Annotated in this window: 19 protein-coding genes; 3 read left to right on the top strand and 16 right to left on the bottom strand. The window is 72.8% G+C overall.

The window, feature by feature from the left end; all coding sequences use genetic code 11:
- Window positions 1–146: 146 nt before the first annotated feature.
- The 13 genes from A5481_RS34670 to A5481_RS17325 all read right to left on the bottom strand — a co-directional run bounded on the left by A5481_RS34670 (window position 147) and on the right by A5481_RS17325 (window position 12,154).
- Entirely contained in the window at window positions 147–323 is a 177-nt protein-coding gene (locus A5481_RS34670) for a hypothetical protein (RefSeq protein WP_177303150.1), read from the bottom strand.
- Between the two features lie 298 nt (window positions 324–621).
- A complete protein-coding gene (gene pufC, locus A5481_RS17270; protein ID WP_064504075.1) occupies window positions 622–1,668 on the bottom strand; it encodes a photosynthetic reaction center cytochrome PufC in 1,047 nt (348 codons plus the stop codon).
- Complete coding sequence (pufM, locus tag A5481_RS17275; RefSeq protein WP_048434401.1) at window positions 1,665–2,645, bottom strand: photosynthetic reaction center subunit M; 981 nt, start codon at window positions 2,643–2,645, stop codon at window positions 1,665–1,667. Before pufM ends, pufC begins: the two co-directional genes overlap by 4 nt.
- Window positions 2,646–2,703: 58 nt before the next feature.
- Window positions 2,704–3,528, bottom strand: a complete 825-nt coding sequence (gene pufL / locus A5481_RS17280; RefSeq protein WP_048434402.1) for a photosynthetic reaction center subunit L — start codon at window positions 3,526–3,528, stop codon at window positions 2,704–2,706.
- A 238-nt stretch (window positions 3,529–3,766) separates the two neighbouring features.
- Window positions 3,767–3,946, bottom strand: coding sequence for a light-harvesting antenna LH1, alpha subunit (pufA, locus tag A5481_RS17285; protein WP_048434403.1), 180 nt, complete (start codon window positions 3,944–3,946; stop codon window positions 3,767–3,769).
- Between the two features lie 16 nt (window positions 3,947–3,962).
- Window positions 3,963–4,193: a light-harvesting antenna LH1, beta subunit gene (pufB, locus tag A5481_RS17290; protein ID WP_048434404.1), complete on the bottom strand. Its 231-nt coding sequence runs from the start codon at window positions 4,191–4,193 to the stop codon at window positions 3,963–3,965.
- A 195-nt stretch (window positions 4,194–4,388) separates the two neighbouring features.
- Window positions 4,389–4,595 carry a hypothetical protein gene (locus A5481_RS17295; protein WP_048434405.1) on the bottom strand — a complete coding sequence of 69 codons (207 nt, stop codon included), beginning with the start codon at window positions 4,593–4,595 and terminating at the stop codon, window positions 4,389–4,391.
- A gap of 94 nt (window positions 4,596–4,689) precedes the next feature.
- Entirely contained in the window at window positions 4,690–6,153 is a 1,464-nt protein-coding gene (bchZ, locus tag A5481_RS17300) for a chlorophyllide a reductase subunit Z (RefSeq protein ID WP_048434406.1), read from the bottom strand.
- Window positions 6,153–7,685, bottom strand: a complete 1,533-nt coding sequence (bchY, locus tag A5481_RS17305) for a chlorophyllide a reductase subunit Y (protein ID WP_048434407.1) — start codon at window positions 7,683–7,685, stop codon at window positions 6,153–6,155. The genes bchZ and bchY overlap by 1 nt, the downstream gene beginning before the upstream one ends.
- A 2-nt stretch (window positions 7,686–7,687) precedes the next feature.
- Window positions 7,688–8,689, bottom strand: coding sequence for a chlorophyllide a reductase iron protein subunit X (locus A5481_RS17310; RefSeq protein ID WP_048434408.1), 1,002 nt, complete (start codon window positions 8,687–8,689; stop codon window positions 7,688–7,690).
- Window positions 8,686–9,621, bottom strand: coding sequence for a chlorophyll synthesis pathway protein BchC (gene bchC, locus A5481_RS17315; RefSeq protein ID WP_048434409.1), 936 nt, complete (start codon window positions 9,619–9,621; stop codon window positions 8,686–8,688). The genes A5481_RS17310 and bchC overlap by 4 nt, the downstream gene beginning before the upstream one ends.
- Window positions 9,622–9,736: 115 nt before the next feature.
- The gene (locus A5481_RS17320) at window positions 9,737–10,888 is read right to left on the bottom strand and encodes a methyltransferase (protein ID WP_048434410.1); all 1,152 of its coding nucleotides are present in this window, start codon (window positions 10,886–10,888) and stop codon (window positions 9,737–9,739) included.
- 348 nt (window positions 10,889–11,236) lie between these two features.
- On the bottom strand, window positions 11,237–12,154 hold the full coding sequence (locus A5481_RS17325) for a polyprenyl synthetase family protein (RefSeq protein ID WP_048434411.1): 918 nt from the start codon (window positions 12,152–12,154) through the stop codon (window positions 11,237–11,239).
- Between the two features lie 83 nt (window positions 12,155–12,237).
- On the opposite strand from A5481_RS17325, the gene crtD reads away from it, so the two are divergent.
- The 3 genes from crtD to A5481_RS17340 all read left to right on the top strand — a co-directional run bounded on the left by crtD (window position 12,238) and on the right by A5481_RS17340 (window position 15,221).
- The gene (gene crtD, locus A5481_RS17330) at window positions 12,238–13,728 is read left to right on the top strand and encodes a 1-hydroxycarotenoid 3,4-desaturase CrtD (RefSeq protein WP_048434412.1); all 1,491 of its coding nucleotides are present in this window, start codon (window positions 12,238–12,240) and stop codon (window positions 13,726–13,728) included.
- 2 nt (window positions 13,729–13,730) lie between these two features.
- Complete coding sequence (locus A5481_RS17335) at window positions 13,731–14,624, top strand: carotenoid 1,2-hydratase (RefSeq protein ID WP_048434413.1); 894 nt, start codon at window positions 13,731–13,733, stop codon at window positions 14,622–14,624.
- A 66-nt stretch (window positions 14,625–14,690) separates the two neighbouring features.
- On the top strand, window positions 14,691–15,221 hold the full coding sequence (locus A5481_RS17340) for a phosphate-starvation-inducible PsiE family protein (RefSeq protein WP_425339740.1): 531 nt from the start codon (window positions 14,691–14,693) through the stop codon (window positions 15,219–15,221).
- A gap of 207 nt (window positions 15,222–15,428) precedes the next feature.
- Here the strand turns inward: A5481_RS17340 and A5481_RS17345 are convergent, their stop codons facing one another.
- From A5481_RS17345 to A5481_RS17355, 3 genes are all read right to left on the bottom strand, one after another.
- The gene (locus tag A5481_RS17345; RefSeq protein ID WP_048434415.1) at window positions 15,429–16,097 is read right to left on the bottom strand and encodes a hypothetical protein; all 669 of its coding nucleotides are present in this window, start codon (window positions 16,095–16,097) and stop codon (window positions 15,429–15,431) included.
- A complete protein-coding gene (locus tag A5481_RS17350; protein ID WP_048434416.1) occupies window positions 16,094–17,221 on the bottom strand; it encodes a glycosyltransferase in 1,128 nt (375 codons plus the stop codon). The genes A5481_RS17345 and A5481_RS17350 overlap by 4 nt, the downstream gene beginning before the upstream one ends.
- Window positions 17,222–17,364: 143 nt before the next feature.
- Window positions 17,365–18,099 (bottom strand): Hint domain-containing protein (locus A5481_RS17355; RefSeq protein ID WP_197514202.1); only part of this gene is annotated, 735 nt, incomplete at its 5' end.

Raw genomic sequence — 18,099 nt, forward strand, 5'->3', positions numbered from 1 at the left:
CCGCGGACGCGGAAGGCTTCCCGCACCGCATGCGGCTTGCCGGAGCGGCGGCGGATTGCGGTGGCCCTGCCCGCATCGGGGAGCGGGCTCACGCGGACGACGCGCGCCGCGCCATTCGATTCGGTGCGTCGCGCCGGCTGCCCGCTTCAGCGCGGATCCACCCCCTGGTGCGGCCGCGGCGCGCCGCCGTGGTGGTCGGTGAAGCTCGAGCGCTCACCCGTCTCCTTGGCGCGCTGGACGCGCATGCGCTGCCAGATCAGGAACAGGATGACCAGCGCGAAGGTCGTGAAGGCGAGCATGTAGATCAGGCCGGAATCGCCCATGGCCGTTGCCTCCGTGAAGAACGCCCGCAATGGCGTGGAGCCGCATGGGGCGTGGGTTGACGGGCGCACGGGCAGCGGACCGCCGTCGCACGTGTCAATCCAACTCCTCGAACCTGCCATCGTGCCGATGCGGCAAATCGTCGTGAGATGATACACCGATCTTCGGCGCCGACATCAGGCTGAAAACCGGTTCGGTCGCAGGCAATCGATTGTGCGTCATCGCTCCCAGGAAGCGAAAAGGCCCCGGCTCCTCTCGGAACCGGGGTCCAGTTGCGGTGGTGGATCGTGGGTGGCGGGGTTACGGCGCCTTCGGCATCGGCCCTCCGGCGAGCTCGGGATAGTCCTTGAGCATCTGGGCGCCGTTGAGGGGCTTGGCCAATCCCTGGTGGCAGGTGGTGCAGTTGGCCTTCGGCGGGTCGCCTTCCGGGCCGAGGCGCGCCTCGGGCAGGACCGGGGTCAGCGGCGCGATGAAGTTGCCGTTGATGTCGCGCACCATCCGGATGCCGTGCCAGGCGGTGACGCGCTTCGGGGTGCTCTCCTCCCACGAGGAGAAGGCGCGGCTGTTGTGGCAGTAGGTGCAGTTGACCCCCAGGCCCTCCGCCATGTGGATCATCAGGGCGTAGGTCTTCTCCGCGGTCTGGATCGGCTTCGACGGGCTCGTCGGCAGGGCCGTCCGGGACGCGACCCGGATGGCGTTCTGGTCGACGTCCTTGTCGTCGAGGAGTCCCTGGAAGGGGTCGTAGTTGAGCGAGCTGAGGCCGGCCTCCGGCGCCGGATGGTTCTGGCCGTTGTCGCGGGCGGCGAAGCCGAGGGCGTGGGGCGGGCCGGGATTGTCGTGCCAGACCGCCTTCGGCACCGGGTTGCCGCGGTGGCAGGTGTAGCAGGTCACGCCGGTCTGCCCGACGTGGTTCTGCCAGTCCGCGTTGATGTGGCGGACCATGCGGAGCATCGAGCGCGCCACCGTCTTGGCGTAGACCGTGTCGTCGGCCATGTTCTCGACGTTGTGGCAATAGGCGCAGCCCTGCTCGGGCGCCACCCACTCGGTGATCGAGGCCATCACGCGGTTGAACTGGTCGGTCGAGAGGTCGGTCAGCACCTTGACGTTCTGGTAGGTCTGCGTCGCGGGTTCGCCGCCGGGCGGGACGGGATCCTGGGGCGCCGGCGCGGCGTTCTCCTCGAGCTTGACGGCGAGGGTGCGGGGGTTCTGCACCTGCACCATGCCGGTGCCGCGGAACCCCGTCTGCTCGGAGCGGACCGGGGGCCGGGTCCAGCCCGCGGTGCCGAACATCGCGCCGGTGAGCAGCACCGCCACCACGACGCCGAGGATCTGCAGGGCGAGCTTCATGGCGTGCCTCCCGGGTTGGCGAGCGGATCCACCACCGGGCCGTAGATCTGCGGGTAATGCGGCGCGACGCCGTGCTTGACCGCCCAGAGGTACCAGTTGTCGACGACGGTGCCGGTGAGCAGGATGCCGATGCCGCCGGTCAGCGTCGTCAGGAACGCGAACCACCACAGCCAGCGATGGACCGATTCCATCGTGGCGTTGAAGCCCATGGTCCAGCGCCAGAACAGGGCGGCGCGCTCGGTCGCGGTGCCGCGGTCGACGATCTGCTCGATCTCGCGCTCGCCGCCGTAGCGGCTCACCGCCAGGATGGTGGCGCCGTGCATGGCGAACAGCATCGTCGACCCGTACAGGAAGACGATCGAGAGCATGTGGAACGGATTGTAGAACAGGTTGCCGTAGCGCAGCGAGAACGCGGCGGTCCAGTCGAGGTGCGGGAAGATGCCGAACGGCACCGCCTCGCTCCAGCTCCCCATCAGGATCGGCCGGATGAAGCCGAGCACCAGGTAGAGCCAGATCGCCGAGGCGAAGGCCCAGGGCACGTGGTAGCCGAGGCCGAGCGCCCGGGCGCGCCGGAACAGCCGCACCCACCACAAGAGGATCGAGGCGGTGAGGAAGAAGCCGGCGAGCAGCCACCAGCCGCCCTCGGCGAGGGGCGGCAGGATCGTGAGCCCGTATTCGGGTCGCGGCGGCTCGAGGGCGAGCCAGGGCAGCTGGCGCAGGAACTGGACCGGGTCCCAGTTCACCGAGGCCCACATGTTGAGGCCGATGATCTCGAAGGCGATGAACCCGCTCGCCAGCGACAGGGTCCCGAGGGTGCCGAGGTAGAACGGCCCGATCTGGGCGTTGCCGACGAGGCCGGCGAGGTAGTTGAAGCCGCCCTTGCCGACGCGGTTCTCGATCTCGGGGATCTCGACGCCGGCCTCCGGGTGGAGCGGGTGGACCTGCACCTGGGTGTAGATGTTCTGGTAGTACCCCATGGCGGCGGATGCCTTCTGAAGGGTGTCGGGCGAACGCGGCGGGAAACCGGAGCGCGGCTCAGCGCCAGATCGGCAGGCTCAACCACCAGCCCCACCATTCGGGCCAGCCGCGGGTCCAGAACGGGCCGCTGATGACGATGCAGACCGCGCTCCAGAACCCGGCCGACAGGGCGAGGAACAGGCCGAGACGGTGGATGCCGATCGTGCCGATCGAGTAGCCGATCGTGTCGCGGAAGAAACTGTCCTCGTGCTCGGGGGTCTTGACCACCTCACCCTTCGGCGGGTTCGTCGAGGACAGGATCAGCGAGCCGTGCAGCGACAGGGCGAAGGTCGTCGTGAAGAAGAACGTCACGCCGAGCATGTGCGCCGGGTTGTAATGGAAGTGGAGATACTGGTAGCCGACGTTCGACACCCAATCGAGGTGGCTCAGGATCCCGTAGGGAAAGCCGTGGCCCCAGGCCCCCATCAGCATGGGCCTGATCACCACCAGGGTGACGTAGGCGAAGATCGCCACCGAGAAGGCGAACGGCACGTGGTAGCCGATGCCGAGCTTGCGGCAGATCTCGACCTCGCGCAGCGCCCAGGAGCCGAACGAGCCGACGGCGCAGAAGGTGATGATCTGCCACAGGCCGCCCTCGCGCAGGGGTGCCAGCGCCAGCCCGTACTTGAGGTCGGGCGGCGCGATGTTGATCTGCCAGACGTTCCAGGTCGGGCCGAGGGCGGCGCCCCAGACGATCAGGCCGGTGCCGAGCAGGGTGAAGAACAGGCCGGTGACCCCGAAGAACCCGACGTAGAACGGCCCGACCCAGAAATCGAACAGGTCGCCGCCGAGCAGCGTGCCGCCGCGGACCCGGTATTTGCGCTCGAAGTTCAGCATGGCCATGGCGCGGCCCTCCCCGTCCGCGGTGGAAGCGTGGTGGCCGCGGGCGGGGCGCGACGCCCGTCCGCGGTGCGAGGACGCCCGGGGCAACGATGCCCGGCGAGTGAGCGTCCGGTCCGCCGGCCTAAGCAGACTTGCGTTGGCAGGACTTGCGTTGGCAGGCCAACGCTTCGCCCGCTTAGGTCCTTGTTCTGTCGCAGATTTTTGGCGCCGAACCGGTAACCACTTCGGCGAAATCTGCTTAGGTCGGCAGGACGAGGCTGTGGGGGATCTCCGCCTTCTTCACCGCCGGACCTTCCAGCCAGTTGAACCGGTTGGTGCTGAGCAGGATGAAGTGGATCAGGATCGCGAGCACGAACAGGAAGGTGGCCAGGGCCACCAGCGTGCGGCGCGGATCGAAGAGAAGCCAGACCTTGTGCATGGCGTGGGGTCCTTGCCTACGAGATGAAGGGCAGGATGCTGTTGGCAGCGACCTTCACGCCGCTCTCCAGCGCCGAATAGCCGTTCGGCCCCGGCAGCCAGGGCCGCCACAGCCAGACGAGGAAGTGCGCGACGACCGCGATCGCCGTGAAGATGATGAAGCTGGTGACGAAGATGCCGTGGAACTCCTTCGCCTCCTCTTCGGTGAGTCCTGACAGTACGCTGGGTTTGTCCATGCCGTTGGCCATTGCCGAACCTCCGGATGCGGATCCGCGCGGGGGCTCCCGCGCGGGGTTGCCCGGCCGCGACGGACGGGCGGTCTCTCCACCGCCGGGGACGGCGGCGGAAACTCGGCCCAAGGGGGGATCGAGCCCGGGAGGCCCCCGATCGGGGCCTCGCCCCGAGGAGGCCTCGCCCCGAGGAGGCCTCACCCCGAGGAGGCCTCACCCCATGAAGGCGAAGGGGATCGCCGAGAGGGCCATCGCCCGCGCCTCGCCGAACACCGAGCGGCGGGGGCCGGCGGCGGCGCCCGGGCGCAGGCGCTGCAGCGCCGCGGCGACCAGGAAGACCGGGTAGGTCGCCGCCAGGATGGCCCGGAACTGGACCGCTTCCGAACGGGACCGCGAAACCGTGACGAACGAACGGGACATGGTCTCGGCTCTCCTCCCTTCTCGCGCGCGGATGCGCGCGAGCGTTTTCCACGAGACCGGCGCGGCGGGTGCCGCGCCGGAAGGCGTCCGGCCCTCAGGCCGCCGCGGCGAGCGCGGCGCGGGCGCGCTCGACGCAAGGGGCGGTCACGGATTCCGATCCGGCCCGGGTCGCCTCGCGCTCGGCGGCGTCGCGCAGGCGCTTGGCGAAGGAGATCCGCACCAGGACGGGGCTCTCCTCGACCGAGGCGTCGAGGCGCCGGCGGGCCTCGTCGTCCCAGGGCAGGGCGCGCTGCATGCGGGCCGGCGTCGCCTCGACGGCGTCCATGTCGCGCGACAGCGGAAGGATGTGGAAGAGCGCGTCGAACAGCGCGTTGCAGACCTCCTGCACCAGGTAGGTCGCGCCCGAGTAGCCCATGAACGGCGTGCCGGTGTGGCGGCGCACCACGGCGCCCGGGAAGGAGGCCGGGATGAACACCGCCCTCCCCCCGCACTCGGCGAGGTAGAGGCGCTCGTTGTAGGAGCCGAACAGGACGAGCGGCGGCGTCTCGCGGATGGCTTTCCGGACCGCCGCATTGTCGGGCTTGGCGCCGGCCTTGCGCGAGACCGCGAACCGGCAGGGCAGGCCCATCTCGTCCTCGAGGAAGTGGCGCATCCCCCTGGCATAGGTGTCGGTCGCGACGACGCCGAAGCTCGCCGAGGCGAAGAAGTCCTGCGTCACCGAGCGCCACAGGTCCCACAGGGGCTTCAGCGTCGTGTGCTTCTCGCGCTCGATGAACGGCTCGGGATCGAGCCCCAGAATCTCGCCGAGCGCGCGCAGGAACTTCGTCGTGCTGTGGACGCCGATCGGCGCCTGGAGGTAGGGCCGGTCGAGGGCCTCGCAGAGGATGCGCCCGAACTCGCGGTAGAGGCAGATGTTGGCGTCGGCCTCGACGAGGCGCGGGATGTCGGAGAGGTGGGTGCCGAGCGGGAAGACCAGGTTCACCTCGGCCCCGATGCCCTCGACGAGGCGCCGGATCTCGGCGAGGTCGGAGGGCATGTTGAAGGTGCCGTAGGCCGGGCCGATCAGGTTGACCCGCGGCTTCGTTCCCGGTGCCCGCTCCGGCCGGGGCGGGATCACCCCTTTCTTCGCCGCTTTCTTGGCGCCGTACTCGGCCCAGAGCCAGGACAGGGCGCGGTCGGCGGCCTGCCACTGGTCCTCGTCGATGGTGCGGGGCAGGAAGCGCTGGAGGTTGGTCCCCTCCGGCGTGACCCCGCCGCCGATCATCTCGGCGATCGAGCCGGTGACGACGACGCTCGGCTGCGCCGGGTCGAGGGTCGCGTGGGCGCGGCGCATCGCGCCCTCGGTGCCGTGGCGGCCGAGCTCCTCCTCTGCGAGGCCGGTGACGACGATCGGCAATTCGTGCGGCGGCAGCGCGTCGGTGTAGTGCAGGACCGAGGTCACCGGCAGGTTCTCGCAGCCGACGGGACCGTCGATGACCACCTGCAGGCCCTTCACCGCGGTGAAGACGTAGACGGCGCCCCAGTAGCCGCCGGCGCGGTCGTGATCGAGGACGAGCATCAGGCCATCTCCCCGACCGGTTTCTCAGGACCTGCCCGCTTCACGGCGGCGCGCTTCCTCGGCACGTCCTCCCAGATGCCGGCGGCGTGGCCCTCGCCGACGCCGGCGAAGAACGACCGCATGGCGTCGAAGCGATCGCGTTGCGCCATGGCGCCGTTGATCACCTGCGCGAGCGAGCCGGCCCCGGCGGCGCCCATCAGCGGGCGGGCCGAGATCAGGTTGGTGAAGTAGAGGGCGGGAATCGCCCGCTCCTTGGCCTTCTGCACCACCGGCGTGGTGCCGATGGCGAGGTCGGGCCCGAACTCCTCGACCGCCGCGAGATCCTGTTCGAGGGAGGCGCGGAACTGCACCCGGCAGCCCTTGGCCTCGAGCCAGTCGCGGTCGACCTCCGACATCGCCGTGCGCGGGCAGGCGGTGCCGACGTAAGGCACCTCGGCGCCGCTCTCGACGAGGAGGCGGGCGACCAGCAGCTCCGAGCCCTCGTAGCCGGTCACCGTGATCCGGCCGCGGATCGGGTTGGCGGCGAGCGCGCCCCGGATCGCCGGCAGGAACCGGTTCTTGGCCGCCGCCACGGCGGAGGGGGCGACGCCGCAGGCCTCGCCGATCGCGTCGAGCCAGGCGGCGGTGCCGTCGTGACCGACCGGGCCCGAGGCGACCGCCGGCCGGCCCGCCGCCTCGAACTCGCGCATGGACGCGGTGTAGAACGGGTGGATCGCCGCCACCGCCGTGCAGTCGAGCGCCGCGTAGAGTTCGCGCCATTCCCGCGTCGGCACGACCGGCCCGGCGCTCAAGCCGAGCGGTTCGAGGAGCGCGCCGACCTGCATCGGATCGGCCGGGAACATCTCGCCGAGCAAGGCCACGGTCGGGCGCCCGTCGCGAGGCTGGCGCGGCGCCGCGACGGGGCCGTGCTCGGCTTCCGCGCGCGCGACCTTCAGCATCGCACCGGCGAGCACGTCCTTGGCCTCGGCGTGCGTCGGCACGCCGAAGCCCGGCACGTCGATGCCGATGATCCGCACCCCGTCGATCTCGCGCGGGAGGAGCCGCAGCGGCACGCCGGAGGCGGTGGGAACGCACAGGTTGATGACCACGACCGCGTCGTGCAAAGCCGGATCGGCGGTGGCGTGGACGGCGTCGCGGATGTCCTCGAACAGCTTGCCGGTGACCAGCGTCTCGGAGTTGAACGGAACGTAGCCGACGGTCCGGCGCGCGCCGTAGAAATGCGACGTGAAGGTGAGGCCGTAGACGCAGCAGGCCGAGCCCGACAGGATCGTGGCGGTGCGGCGCATGCGCAGGCCCACCCGCAGCGAGCCGAAGGCCGGGCACATGCTTTGCGGCTGGTCGTGCGGGCCGACCGGGTAGTCGCGCTTCAGCGCGTCCAGGGTCTCGCCCATGCCGGCGGCCTGCGCCGCCTGCTGCATCGTCTCCTTGCCGGAATGGCAGCCGAGCCCGTCCTGGCGCGTCGCCGCGAGGTTGACCGGGGCGTCGACCGGTGTCCGGGCCCGCAGGGCGGCGAGGTCGAGGGAGGCGCCCATGGTCAGACCGCCTCGTAGACGACTTCGAGGGAGGGCCGGACCTCGATCGCGCGGCCGCGCATGTCGGCGTCGCTTGCCGGATCGAGCACCACGCCGCGCCCGACCGCCTCGCCCTTGAACAGGCCGAGCAGCGCGTCCTGGGAGAGCGGCGCCGGCTGGTGGGGCTTGGCCCCGGCGACGTTCGCGGCGAGCTCGGCGAAGAGCGGCCCCCAGCGGCCGTCCGGCCGGCCGATGATCTCGTAATTGGCGCTCTTCCTGCGGATGTCGTCGTCGGCGGGGATCGAGGCGAGGACCGGGATGCCGGCGGCCTCGGCGAAGGCCTGCGCCTCGCCGGTGCCGTCGTCCTTGTTGATGACGAGGCCGCCGACGCCGACATTGCCGCCGAGCTTGCGGAAATACTCCACCGCCGAGCAGACGTTGTTGGCGACGTAGAGCGATTGCAGGTCGTTCGAGCCGACGACGATGACCTTCTGGCACATGTCGCGGGCGATCGGCAGGCCGAAGCCGCCGCAGACCACGTCGCCGAGGAAGTCGAGCAGGACGTAGTCGAAGCCCCATTCGTGGAAGCCGAGCTTCTCGAGCAGCTCGAAGCCGTGGATGATGCCGCGCCCGCCGCAGCCGCGGCCGACCTCCGGCCCGCCGAGCTCCATCGCGAACACCCCGTCGCGCTTGAAGCAGACGTCGCCGATCGCCACCGCCTCGCCGGCGAGCTTGCGCTTGGTCGAGGTCTCGATGATCGTCGGGCAGGCCCGGCCGCCGAACAGCAGCGAGGTGGTGTCGCTCTTCGGGTCGCAGCCGATCAGCAGCACCCGCTTGCCCTGCTGCGCCAGCATGTAGGACAGGTTGGCCAGCGTGAAGCTCTTGCCGATGCCGCCCTTGCCGTAGATCGCGATGATCTGCGTCTCGCGGGTCGCCGCGGTCGGGACCGGGTCCTGGGGAATCGCGGCCTCGGCGCGCAGGAGCGTGGCCTGCCGGAGGGCGGCGCCGTTCAGCGAAGCGTTCATGGCTGGGCTCTCCAGTCGAGGACCATCTTGAGGCAGTCGGGATCGCCGAAGGCGGTGCGGTACGCCTCGGCCGCCTCCGCCGCCGGGCGGCGATGGGTGACGAGGCCGTCGAGGGACAGGGCGCCGCTGCCGGCGAGCGCCGCGACGGCGTCGAGGTCGCCGGGCTGCCACTGCGCCGCGACGCGAATGCGCGCCTCGCGCAGGAAGGCAGGCGGGAAGGCGAAGGAGAGCGGCGCCTCGTAGAAGCCGGCGAGCACCACCTCGCCGCCGGGTGCGAGCCGGGCGATCAGGCCGTCGAGGAGGCCGGCATCGCCGCTTGCGTCGATGATGCGGGCGTAAGTAGTCTCGTCCTCGCCCGGGTCGATCACCGGATAGCCCGCGGCCCCGCCGCGGCGGGCGGGGTCGCGCTCCCAGACCACGGGGTCGAGCCCGTCGACCCGCGCGATGCGCGCGATGAGCCGCCCGAGGACGCCGTGGCCGACGACGAGCTGGCGCCCCCGCGCCGCGCTCCCCGCCAGGGCGTGGTGCGCGGTGGCGGCGAGCGCCAGCAGGATGCCGCGCTCGCTCAGGGATTCGGGGATCGGCCGCAACCGACTTCCCGCGGCGACGAGGTGCGAGGCCGCGCCGCCGAACAGCCCGCGGACGGGCCCGAAGCAGCGGGCGCCCGGCACGAACACCGTCTCGCCGACGCGGCGGCCGGATTCGGGTCCGGCCTCGACCACGAGCCCGACGGATTCGTAGCCCGGTACCAGCGGGTAGCCCATGCCGGGGAAGTCGGGCATGCGGCCCGACCACAGCAGGCGCTCGGTGCCGGTGCTGATGCCGCTCCAGGCGACCTCGACGGTCGCGTCGGCGGGCCCGGGTGCGTCGAGAGCGAGGTCGGCGAGGCCGAGCCGTTCGGGACGGTCGAGGATCACGGCCTGCGCGTGCATGCGGTACGGCCCCCCGCTTGGTGCCGATGAATGCCGTTGGAGGCGGCATACGTCATCTTAGATGGACATTGTTGTGCGTCAAGTTTGCTTTACACTTTTGCCGTTGCCGAGCCGGTCACGAGGCCGTGGCAGTGAGCAGGCGCACCAGCATCGGGCGCCGGGTCCGGCGCTCGCGCACCCCCGTGAAGCCGGCCTTCCGGAGCATGCCGGCGAGCTCGTCGGCGGTGCGGGGCCGACCGCTGCCCATGGCGAGAAGGTAGAATCCGAAATAGGCGTCGCCGATCGGCTCGGCCCCCGGCGTGCCGGCCATCGGCTCGGCGAGGAGCAGCGTGCCGCCGGGTGACAGCGCCGCGCGGACGCGCGTCAGGAGCGCGAGGGCGGGGTCGTCGTCGTGGTCGTGCACCACGCGCACCAGGGAGGCGAGGTCGGCGCCCCGCGGCAGCCCGTCGTGAAAGCTGCCGCCGATCGTGGCCGTGCGGTCGGCGAGGCCCGCCTGCGCGAAACGGCGCGCGGCGCGGGCCGCCACCGGCGGCAGGTCGAACAGGGTGACGCGCAGGGCCGGGTTGCTCCGCGCCGCCTCGACCGCGAAGGCGCCCTCGCCGCCGCCGATCTCGAGGAGGTGGGCGTGGCGGGCGAGCGGATAGGCGTCGAGGATGTCGCGGGCGACGAGTGCCTGCGAGGCCCCCATCAGCGCGCCGTAGGGCGCCACAGCCGCCTCGTCGACGCCCGCGGGGTCGTCGGCCGCCGCGTAGGCCCAGTAGCCGGAGAGCCGGGTCGGTCCGGACCCGCCGCGCAGGAGCGCCACCGGATCGCGCAGGTCGTCGTACAGCATGGCGTGATGGGCGACCATCGCGGCGACGGAGGGGTTGCCGATGAGCGCCGCTCCGAGGTCGCCGAGGGCGAAGCGGCCGTCCTTGAGTACCGTCAGGAGGCCGAGCGAGGCCGCGGCGCGCAGCAGGCACAGGGCCCGGTCGGGCGGCAGGTCGAGGCGGCGGGCCAGGTCCGCCGCGGTCATCGGGCCGTCGGCGAGGATCCGGAACAGGTCGAGGCGCAACGAGGCGGCGAGCACCTGCGCGTAGACGAAGCCGGCGCAGAGATCGAACAGCGCCCGGGCGTTGCGCCGCGCGATCGGCCGGGTGGGCGGGAAGGCGGCAGCGAAAAGCTGGAAGCGCGGGTCCGCGATCAGGCGATGGCGCCAGGCGAGGAGGCGGTCGCGCCAGGAGGAGGCGACGGCGGCTGCCGGAAGGGCGTGCGGGGCGGGTTTCATGACCCTCCCCCCTCGGCGCAGGGCTGTCCGTGGAAAGGTCTGTCGCGGGCAATCTCCTCTCCCCGCGGGCGGGGAGAGGGCCGACTACGCCTTGTCGTGTAGTCGGCAAGCGCAGGCGCAGCCGGAGCGAGGGCGAGGGTGAGGGGGTGCCGGAAGAGTCTCATCCGGAAACACCCCCTCACCCTCGCCCTGCGGGCTCGCTGCGAACCCGACAAGGGGGCGGGATCGTTCCGATCCCCAGCAACCCTCTCCCCGCCCGCGGGGCGAGGGGAAACCCGCGCCTTTTCCTGTCCCCGGACAGTCCTGTGCCGAAGGGGGAGGGTTTGGCGGCGAGCCACCCCGGCCATTTCACGCCACCAGGCTCTGGGCCAGCCGCGCCGGCAGGAACAGCCGCGTCTGGGCCAGGATCTCGGCGCGCAACGCCGCGATGCCGGGGCAGTCGGGGATCACCGCCATCGCCTCGTGGGCGAGGTCGGAGAGGCGGCGCAGGGCCCCGTCCATGCCGAGCAGCGCCGCCGCGTTGGGCCGCCCGAGGGTCACGTCGCGCCCGACCGGCTTGCCGATCTCCTCCTGGCGGCAGGCGACGTCGCGAAGGTCGTCGGCGACCTGATAGGCCTCGCCGAGATATTCGCCGAGCAGCCGCCAGGCCATCGGCTCGGTGCCGGCGGCGGCGGCGCCCGTCACGGTGGCGGCGGCGAAGAGCGCGCCGGTCTTGGCCTGCTGGTAGACCGACAGCCCGACATGCGGCTCGGATTCCCAGGCCTGCCCCGCCACGATGCCGGCGGGCGAGCCCACCGCCCGCGCCACCAGCCCGACGAGCGCCGCGAGCCGCGTCGGCGAGCGCGCCGCGCCGCGGGCGAGCGTCTCGAAGGCGAGCACGATCAAGGCGTCGCCGGTGAGCAGGGCGACCGGCTCGCCGTAGGCGACGTGGACGGTCGGCTTCTGGCGCCGCAGCGCGGCGTCGTCGAAGCAGGGCAGGTCGTCGTGGACCAGCGACGCGCAGTGCAGAAGCTCGATCGCCGCGGCGGCGGCGTCCGAGGTCGCCGGGTCGTCGTCGCCGCAGGCGCGGGCGACGGCGAGGCAGAGCCGCGGCCGGATCCGGTGCCCGCCGGGGAAGACCGCGTAGCGGATCGCCTCCGCCAGGCGCGGCGGCGCGCCCGGCGCCTCCGCGAAGGACACGGCCACGTCCAGGGCCCGCTCGATGCGCCGCCCGTCGTCGGCCTGCCCGTCGCACGGCCGGCCGTCGTTCGTGAGTCCCGCCACCATGACGTCTCTCCCGGATGTCATTTCGTTTGAACATCTCAGACTGTCAACTTAGATTGACATTGTTGGGGCGGGAGATCAACGGCGTGGCGCAGGAGCAGGTCGTGGTGATCGGGGCGGGGATCGGCGGGCTCGTCGCCGCGCTGACGCTCGCCGCCCGCGGCCTGCCGGTGACGCTGGTCGAGAAGGAGGCCGCCCCGGGCGGCAAGATGCGCCGGGTCGCGGCGGGGCCGCGGGCGGTCGAGGCCGGCCCGACGGTCTTCACCATGCGGTGGGTGTTCGACGAGATCTTTTCGGAGTGCGGCGCCGATCTCGCGTCCCGCGTCGCCCTGACCCCCGCCGCCGTGCTGGCCCGCCACGCCTGGAGCGAGGGGGAGCGTCTCGACCTCTTCGCCGATCCCGCCCGCTCCGAGGCCGCCATCGCCGATTTCGCCGGCGCGGGCGAAGCGGACGGCTTCCGGCGCTTCCGCGCCCGGGCGGCGGAGATCTACCGCACCCTGGAAGGGCCGTTCATCCGCGGCCAGCGGCCGGGCCCGGTCGGCCTCGCGCGGCGGGTCGGCCCCGCGGGTCTCGGCGACCTGTGGCGCATCCGGCCCTTCACCACGCTCTGGAGCGCGCTCGGCGAGCATTTTCGCGATCCCCGCCTGCGCCAGCTCTTCGGCCGCTACGCCACCTATTGCGGCGCCTCCCCCTTCGCCGCGCCCGCGACCCTGATGCTCGTCGCCCATGTCGAGCTGGAGGGCGTCTGGACCGTGGCGGGCGGGCTGTCGCGGCTCGCCGCCGCGGTGGCCGATCTCGCCGACGCGCACGGGGCGGAGCTGCGCTACGGCACCGGCGTCGAGCGCATCCTCGTCGAGGGCGGGCGCGTGGCCGGCATCGCGCTGACGACCGGCGAGCACATTGCCGCGACCCGGGTGGTGGCGAACGCCGATGCGGCCGCCCTCGCCGAGGGCCTGTTCGGGCGGGAGCCCGCCCGGGCGGTCGCGCGGGTCCCGCCGGGCGAGCGCTCGCTCTCGGCCGTCACCGTCGCGGTGGCGGGCCGGCCGCAGGGTTTTCCCCTGGTGCGCCACAACGTGTTCTTCTCGCCCGACTACGCGGCCGAGTTCGCCGACCTGCGCGCCGGCCGCCTGCCGCGCGACCCCACCGTCTACGTCTGCGCCCAGGACCGCCACGACCACGGCCTTCCCGACGGCCTGTCGGGCGAGACGCCCGAGGCCCTGCTCTGCCTCGTCAACGCCCCCGCGCGGGGCGCCGCCCTGCCGCCCGAGGAGTTCGCCCGATGCCACGACACGATGAGCCGGCGGCTCTCCGCCTGCGGCCTGACGATCGCGCCGACGGCCCGGACGGTGACGGACCCGGCGGGGTTCGAGCGGCTGTTTCCGGCGACGGGGGGCGCGCTCTACGGCCGGGCCTCGCACGGCTGGATGGCGTCGTTCCGCCGGCCGGGGGCGCGCACGCGGCTGCCGGGCCTCTACCTCGCGGGGGGGAGCGTCCATCCGGGGCCGGGCGTGCCGATGGCGGCGCAGTCGGGCCGGCTCGCGGCGGCGAGCGTGCTGCAGGACCTCGGTTCGACCTGAGCGTGCCGGCGGGCGGCTATGCCTGGTGGTACGTCGACGGGGTGAGCGACGACGGGCGGCACGGGATCACGGTCATCGCGTTCCTCGGCAGCGTGTTCTCGCCCTACTACGCCTGGAGCCGGGACAAGGACCCGATCGACCATTCGGCGGTCAACGTGGTGCTCTACGGCAGGCCGAAGGCCTGGGCGATGACCGAGCGCCGCCGCGCCCGGGTGAGCCGGACCGCGACCTCGCTCGCCATCGGCCCGAGCGCGCTGGACTGGGACGGCACGGTGCTGACCATCCGGGTCGACGAGGTGACGAGCCCCCTGCCCTCGCGGCTCTCCGGCACGATCCGGGTACGGCCCTCCGGGATCACGCCCGGCCCCTTCACCCTCGACGCGGAGGGGCGCCACCGCTGGTGGCCGCTCGCGCCGTCCTCGCGGATCGAGGTGGCGCTCGACCGGCCGTCCCTGCGCTGGAACGGCCACGCCTATTTCGACACCAACGACGGCGACGTCGCCCTCGAGGACTCGTTCCGGAGCTGGACCTGGTCGCGCTCGACCCTGAGGCACGGCGCGGCGATCCTCTACGACGTGCTGCGCCGCGACGGCAGCCGGCAGGACCTGTCCCTGCGCTTCGACCCCGACGGCACGCCGCGCCCCATCGCGCCGCCCCTGCCCGCCGCCCTGCCGCGCACGCTCTGGCGCCTGCCGCGGGCGACCCGCAGCGACGACGGGCAGGCCCGGGTGCTGCGCCGGTTCGAGGACGCGCCGTTCTATTCCCGCTCGCTCCTCGCGGCGCGGATCTGCGGCGAGGCGGTGGAGCCGGTGCACGAGGCGCTCGACCTCGACCGATTCAGGAACCCCCTGGTGCGCGCGATGCTGCCGTTCCGCATGCCGCGCGACCTGCCCTGAGCGCGGGCCGACCGAGCCGCGACGGCCGCCCCGTTCGTCAATCACCTGGCCAGTCCCTCGGAGACGATGATGGTCGAGCACGCGAAACTGGAGAAGGCCGAGGCGGAGGGCGGGCGCCTGACGCGGCTCTCCGCCTTCGTCTTCCTGCACACCGAGCACGCGATCTACGCCGCGCTCGGCGTGCTGCTGGCGCTCACCGCCCTGATGGCGCTCGTCGAGGCGGCGGGCATGACCGGCAAGGCGGTCCTGTCGGTCGGCGGGGCGTCGCAGCTCCTCGACGTGGTCGACCGGCTGCTGTTCCTGCTGATGCTGGTCGAGATCCTGCACACGGTGCGGGTGTCGATGCGCTCCGGCCGCCTGACCTGCGAGCCGTTCCTGATCGTCGGGCTGATCGCCTCGATCCGGCGCGTCCTGGTGCTGACGCTCCAGACCGCCGAGCAGATGCACGCCGCCGAGTGGAGCCCGCAGAAGGAGGCGCTGTTCCGCGCCTCGATGATCGAGCTCGGCGTGCTGGCCGGGCTGATCCTGGTGATGGTGGTGTCGATCTTCCTGCTGCACCGCGCCCGGGACGCCGACGCGCCGGCCGGGCAGGAATAGGGGCGCGGGCCGGCGTGCAACCCCCACCCGCCGCGCGGCATTGATGGGGGTATCGTGACACAGTGAAGGGAGATCCCCGATGGGCTTGCTGTTCTTCCTCGTCTTCGTCTGTCCGTGGATCGCCGTGGCGATCGTCTCGACGCGCGGCAAGCTGATGAAGCCGAAGCCGTATTGAGGCGTCACGCCTCCGGGCGCCGGCCTCCCGCCCTACGGCAGGAGCCGGCGCCACCACGGTGCGGGCGGGGGCGGCCGGGCGACGGCCTCGGCGGCCTGCCGCTTGAGGTGATGGAGCACGGGGTTGCAGGCCTCCTGGTCCGCGACGCGCGGCGAGGCCGGCGTCGCCGACAGGCCGTGGCGGGCACGGTAGGCCGCCGCGTCGAAGGACGGCGAGGGATCGAGGTCGCGCCGCGCCCCGTGGCGCAGGAGATGGGCGAAGGGGTCCCGGTTCGGGCCGATCTCGGCCCCGTGCCGCGCGAGGTACCAGGCGAGGTCGAACAGCGGGTTGGGCGCGTAGCGCTGGCTGCGGCGGTGCGCCAGGTAATGCGCCAGGGGCGAGGTGCCGCGGCGCAGGGCGTAGGTGCGTGCGTACCAGGCCGGATCGAACCAGGCGATCGGCCGCAGGCCGGCGCGCTCGCCGGCCGCGACGTAGTGGGCGAGCGGGTTCACGCCCGTGCCGTTCCCGTCGAGATGCACGGCGGCATACCAGGCCGGGTCGAAGTAGAGGTTCGGGCGCCGGCCCTCGCGGGCGCCGAACCGGCAGAAATGCTCCAGCGGATCGGCCCCGTCGGCGACGACGTCGGGCGCTTCCAGCAGGTAGTGGTTGACGTCGAACAGGCCCGAGCGGGCGATGAGGCGGCGCTCCCCCGGCGCGCTCACGGCGCGTCGCCCCGGATGGCGGGCGGAACCGGCAGCCGCTCCAGCGCGAGGCGGCCGTTGGCGGCGACGCGCGCGCGCTCGGAATCCGGCATCGCGGGGGAGGCCAGCAGATCGAGGCAGGCCGCCGCGCAGTGCCAGTACAGGCCGGCGCCGTAGGCGTTGAGCGCGTACTCGTCCCGCAGGCCGTAGGCGTAGATCCAGGGTTCGACGAACAGCCCGGCCGCCGGGGCCGCGAGGGACAGGGCCGGCTCGGCGAAGCGGAGACCCTCCCCGTAGCGCCCGGCGAGGCGGCAGTGCCGGCTGGCCCGGTGGGCCGCCTCGGCCCGGTGCGGCCCGGCCGCGATCGCCCGGCGATAGGTCGCCAGGACCTCGTCGTCCGGCCGGCCGAGATGCGCCATCAGGTCGCCGGCGGCGACGAGGGCGACGGTGACCTCCTCCTGCCAGAACCCGAGCTCGGCCCGCCGCAGGTAGGCCGCGATCGCCTCCGGGAAGGCGTCGCCGTCGCGGTGGCTCTGGGCGAGGTAGAAGGTGTAGCGCGCGACGAGGAACGGGTCGATCTCGGTGGCGAGCGCCGCCTCCAGGATCGCGGCGTCGCGCCGGAAGACCGCCGGGTCGCGGCGGCGGGCGCCGTCGTGGTGGCGCCGCATCGTCAGGTCGAGGAAGGCCGTCCGCGCCGCGTCCGGACAGGCGATGAACTCGTGCAGCACCCCGCGGTAGCGCCACGGCAGGGCGCTGCGCACCAGCTGGACCCGCCGGTAGACGATCCCCTCGTCGGCGAGGGCGAGCTCGTAGGCATCCGCCGCGAGGTCGGGCAACCGGTAGCCCGGGGCTCGGAGCAGCTCGTCGTCGGCGTCGATGACCAGGGTGTAGGTGCCGTACGGGCGCGCCAGCGCCAGGGCCTCGGACCGGTTGTGGCCGAAATCGACCCAGGGGCGGGCGACGAGCTCCCCCGGCAGGCCGGCGAGGGCCGCCCGCACCAGGTCCTGGGTCCCGTCGGTCGAGCCGGTATCGACGACGATCCAGTGGTCGACGAGCGGGCGCACCGACTCCAGGCATCGGCGGATCACGGCGGCCTCGTTCCGGACGATCATCGCGAGGCAGAGGGTCTGGCCGGACGGGGTCATGCGGAATCCTGCGGAGGGCGCACGGCGCCCGCGGTTGCGGCGCGAGACGCGAAGGCCCGCGGCGCGCCTGTCGGGGCGCCGCGGGCCGGGTCACGGCATCGGGTTCCGGCGTCGGGCCGGGCCGGCCCGGGGGCCGGCGCGGGTCAGGCCCGCCGCATCAGGCGCGCGAGGAGCGAGCGCTCCGAGCGGCCCGCGGGCGCTTTCGCCGCCCCTTCCGCCGCCCGCGCGGCGAGCCGCGCCCGGACCCGCTCGACGACCGGGCCGTGGAGGAGGACCGGCGCGCAGGCCAGTTCCAGGTTCAGGGCCACGGCGGCGAAGTCCGGGTGCAGGGTGACCGGGCCGTCGTGGTTGGCGAAGGTGCCGCGGTGGCCGCAATCGAGGTAGCTCTCGGCAGGCATCCCGTCGGCCACCAGTACGTCGTGCACCGGCAGCTCGACGTGGTGGTAGACGACCTCCGCCCGGTCGAGCTGCGCGACCGAGGTGCCGTTGACGAGGCTGCCGGCCGGGATCAGCACGCCGTCGACGAACAGCGCGTGGCCGGGCGAGACGACGAGGTCGCGGTGCGGCAGGCCGCGGCCGAAGGCGTGCGCGGCGATCCGGATCGGCTGGGCCCGCTCGGGCTGCGGATGACGCCGCAGGTCGACGTGACGGCAGCCGACCCAAGCGATGCGGACCGTCTCCCCGGAGGCGGTGACGACGGCGTCGCCGGCCTGCAGGACCTCGACCGGACGCTCGCCCTGCGGCGTCAGGATCAGCGTGCCCGAGGCGAAGCAGACGACCGGACCGGTCGGACCGGTGGCACCCGTGGCTCCGTCCGGACCGGTCGGGCCCGTGGCACCGGTGGCACCCGTGGCGCCGGCCGAACCGGTCGCACCCGT

This window comes from Methylobacterium platani, assembly GCF_001653715.1.
In the GTDB taxonomy this organism is placed as follows: Bacteria; Pseudomonadota; Alphaproteobacteria; order Rhizobiales; family Beijerinckiaceae; genus Methylobacterium; species Methylobacterium platani.

Bases quoted from the DNA above. Each gene is read 5' to 3' on its own strand.
- A5481_RS34670 (WP_177303150.1), bottom strand. From the start codon at position 323: ATGGGCGATTCCGGCCTGATCTACATGCTCGCCTTCACGACCTTCGCG.
- pufC (WP_064504075.1), bottom strand. From the start codon at position 1,668: ATGAAGCTCGCCCTGCAGATCCTCGGCGTCGTGGTGGCGGTGCTGCTC.
- pufM (WP_048434401.1), bottom strand. From the start codon at position 2,645: ATGGGGTACTACCAGAACATCTACACCCAGGTGCAGGTCCACCCGCTC.
- pufL (WP_048434402.1), bottom strand. From the start codon at position 3,528: ATGGCCATGCTGAACTTCGAGCGCAAATACCGGGTCCGCGGCGGCACG.
- pufA (WP_048434403.1), bottom strand. From the start codon at position 3,946: ATGCACAAGGTCTGGCTTCTCTTCGATCCGCGCCGCACGCTGGTGGCC.
- pufB (WP_048434404.1), bottom strand. From the start codon at position 4,193: ATGGCCAACGGCATGGACAAACCCAGCGTACTGTCAGGACTCACCGAA.
- A5481_RS17295 (WP_048434405.1), bottom strand. From the start codon at position 4,595: ATGTCCCGTTCGTTCGTCACGGTTTCGCGGTCCCGTTCGGAAGCGGTC.
- bchZ (WP_048434406.1), bottom strand. From the start codon at position 6,153: ATGCTCGTCCTCGATCACGACCGCGCCGGCGGCTACTGGGGCGCCGTC.
- bchY (WP_048434407.1), bottom strand. From the start codon at position 7,685: ATGGGCGCCTCCCTCGACCTCGCCGCCCTGCGGGCCCGGACACCGGTC.
- A5481_RS17310 (WP_048434408.1), bottom strand. From the start codon at position 8,689: ATGAACGCTTCGCTGAACGGCGCCGCCCTCCGGCAGGCCACGCTCCTG.
- bchC (WP_048434409.1), bottom strand. From the start codon at position 9,621: ATGCACGCGCAGGCCGTGATCCTCGACCGTCCCGAACGGCTCGGCCTC.
- A5481_RS17320 (WP_048434410.1), bottom strand. From the start codon at position 10,888: ATGAAACCCGCCCCGCACGCCCTTCCGGCAGCCGCCGTCGCCTCCTCC.
- A5481_RS17325 (WP_048434411.1), bottom strand. From the start codon at position 12,154: ATGGTGGCGGGACTCACGAACGACGGCCGGCCGTGCGACGGGCAGGCC.
- A5481_RS17340 (WP_425339740.1), top strand. From the start codon at position 14,691: ATGATGGTCGAGCACGCGAAACTGGAGAAGGCCGAGGCGGAGGGCGGG.
- A5481_RS17350 (WP_048434416.1), bottom strand. From the start codon at position 17,221: ATGACCCCGTCCGGCCAGACCCTCTGCCTCGCGATGATCGTCCGGAAC.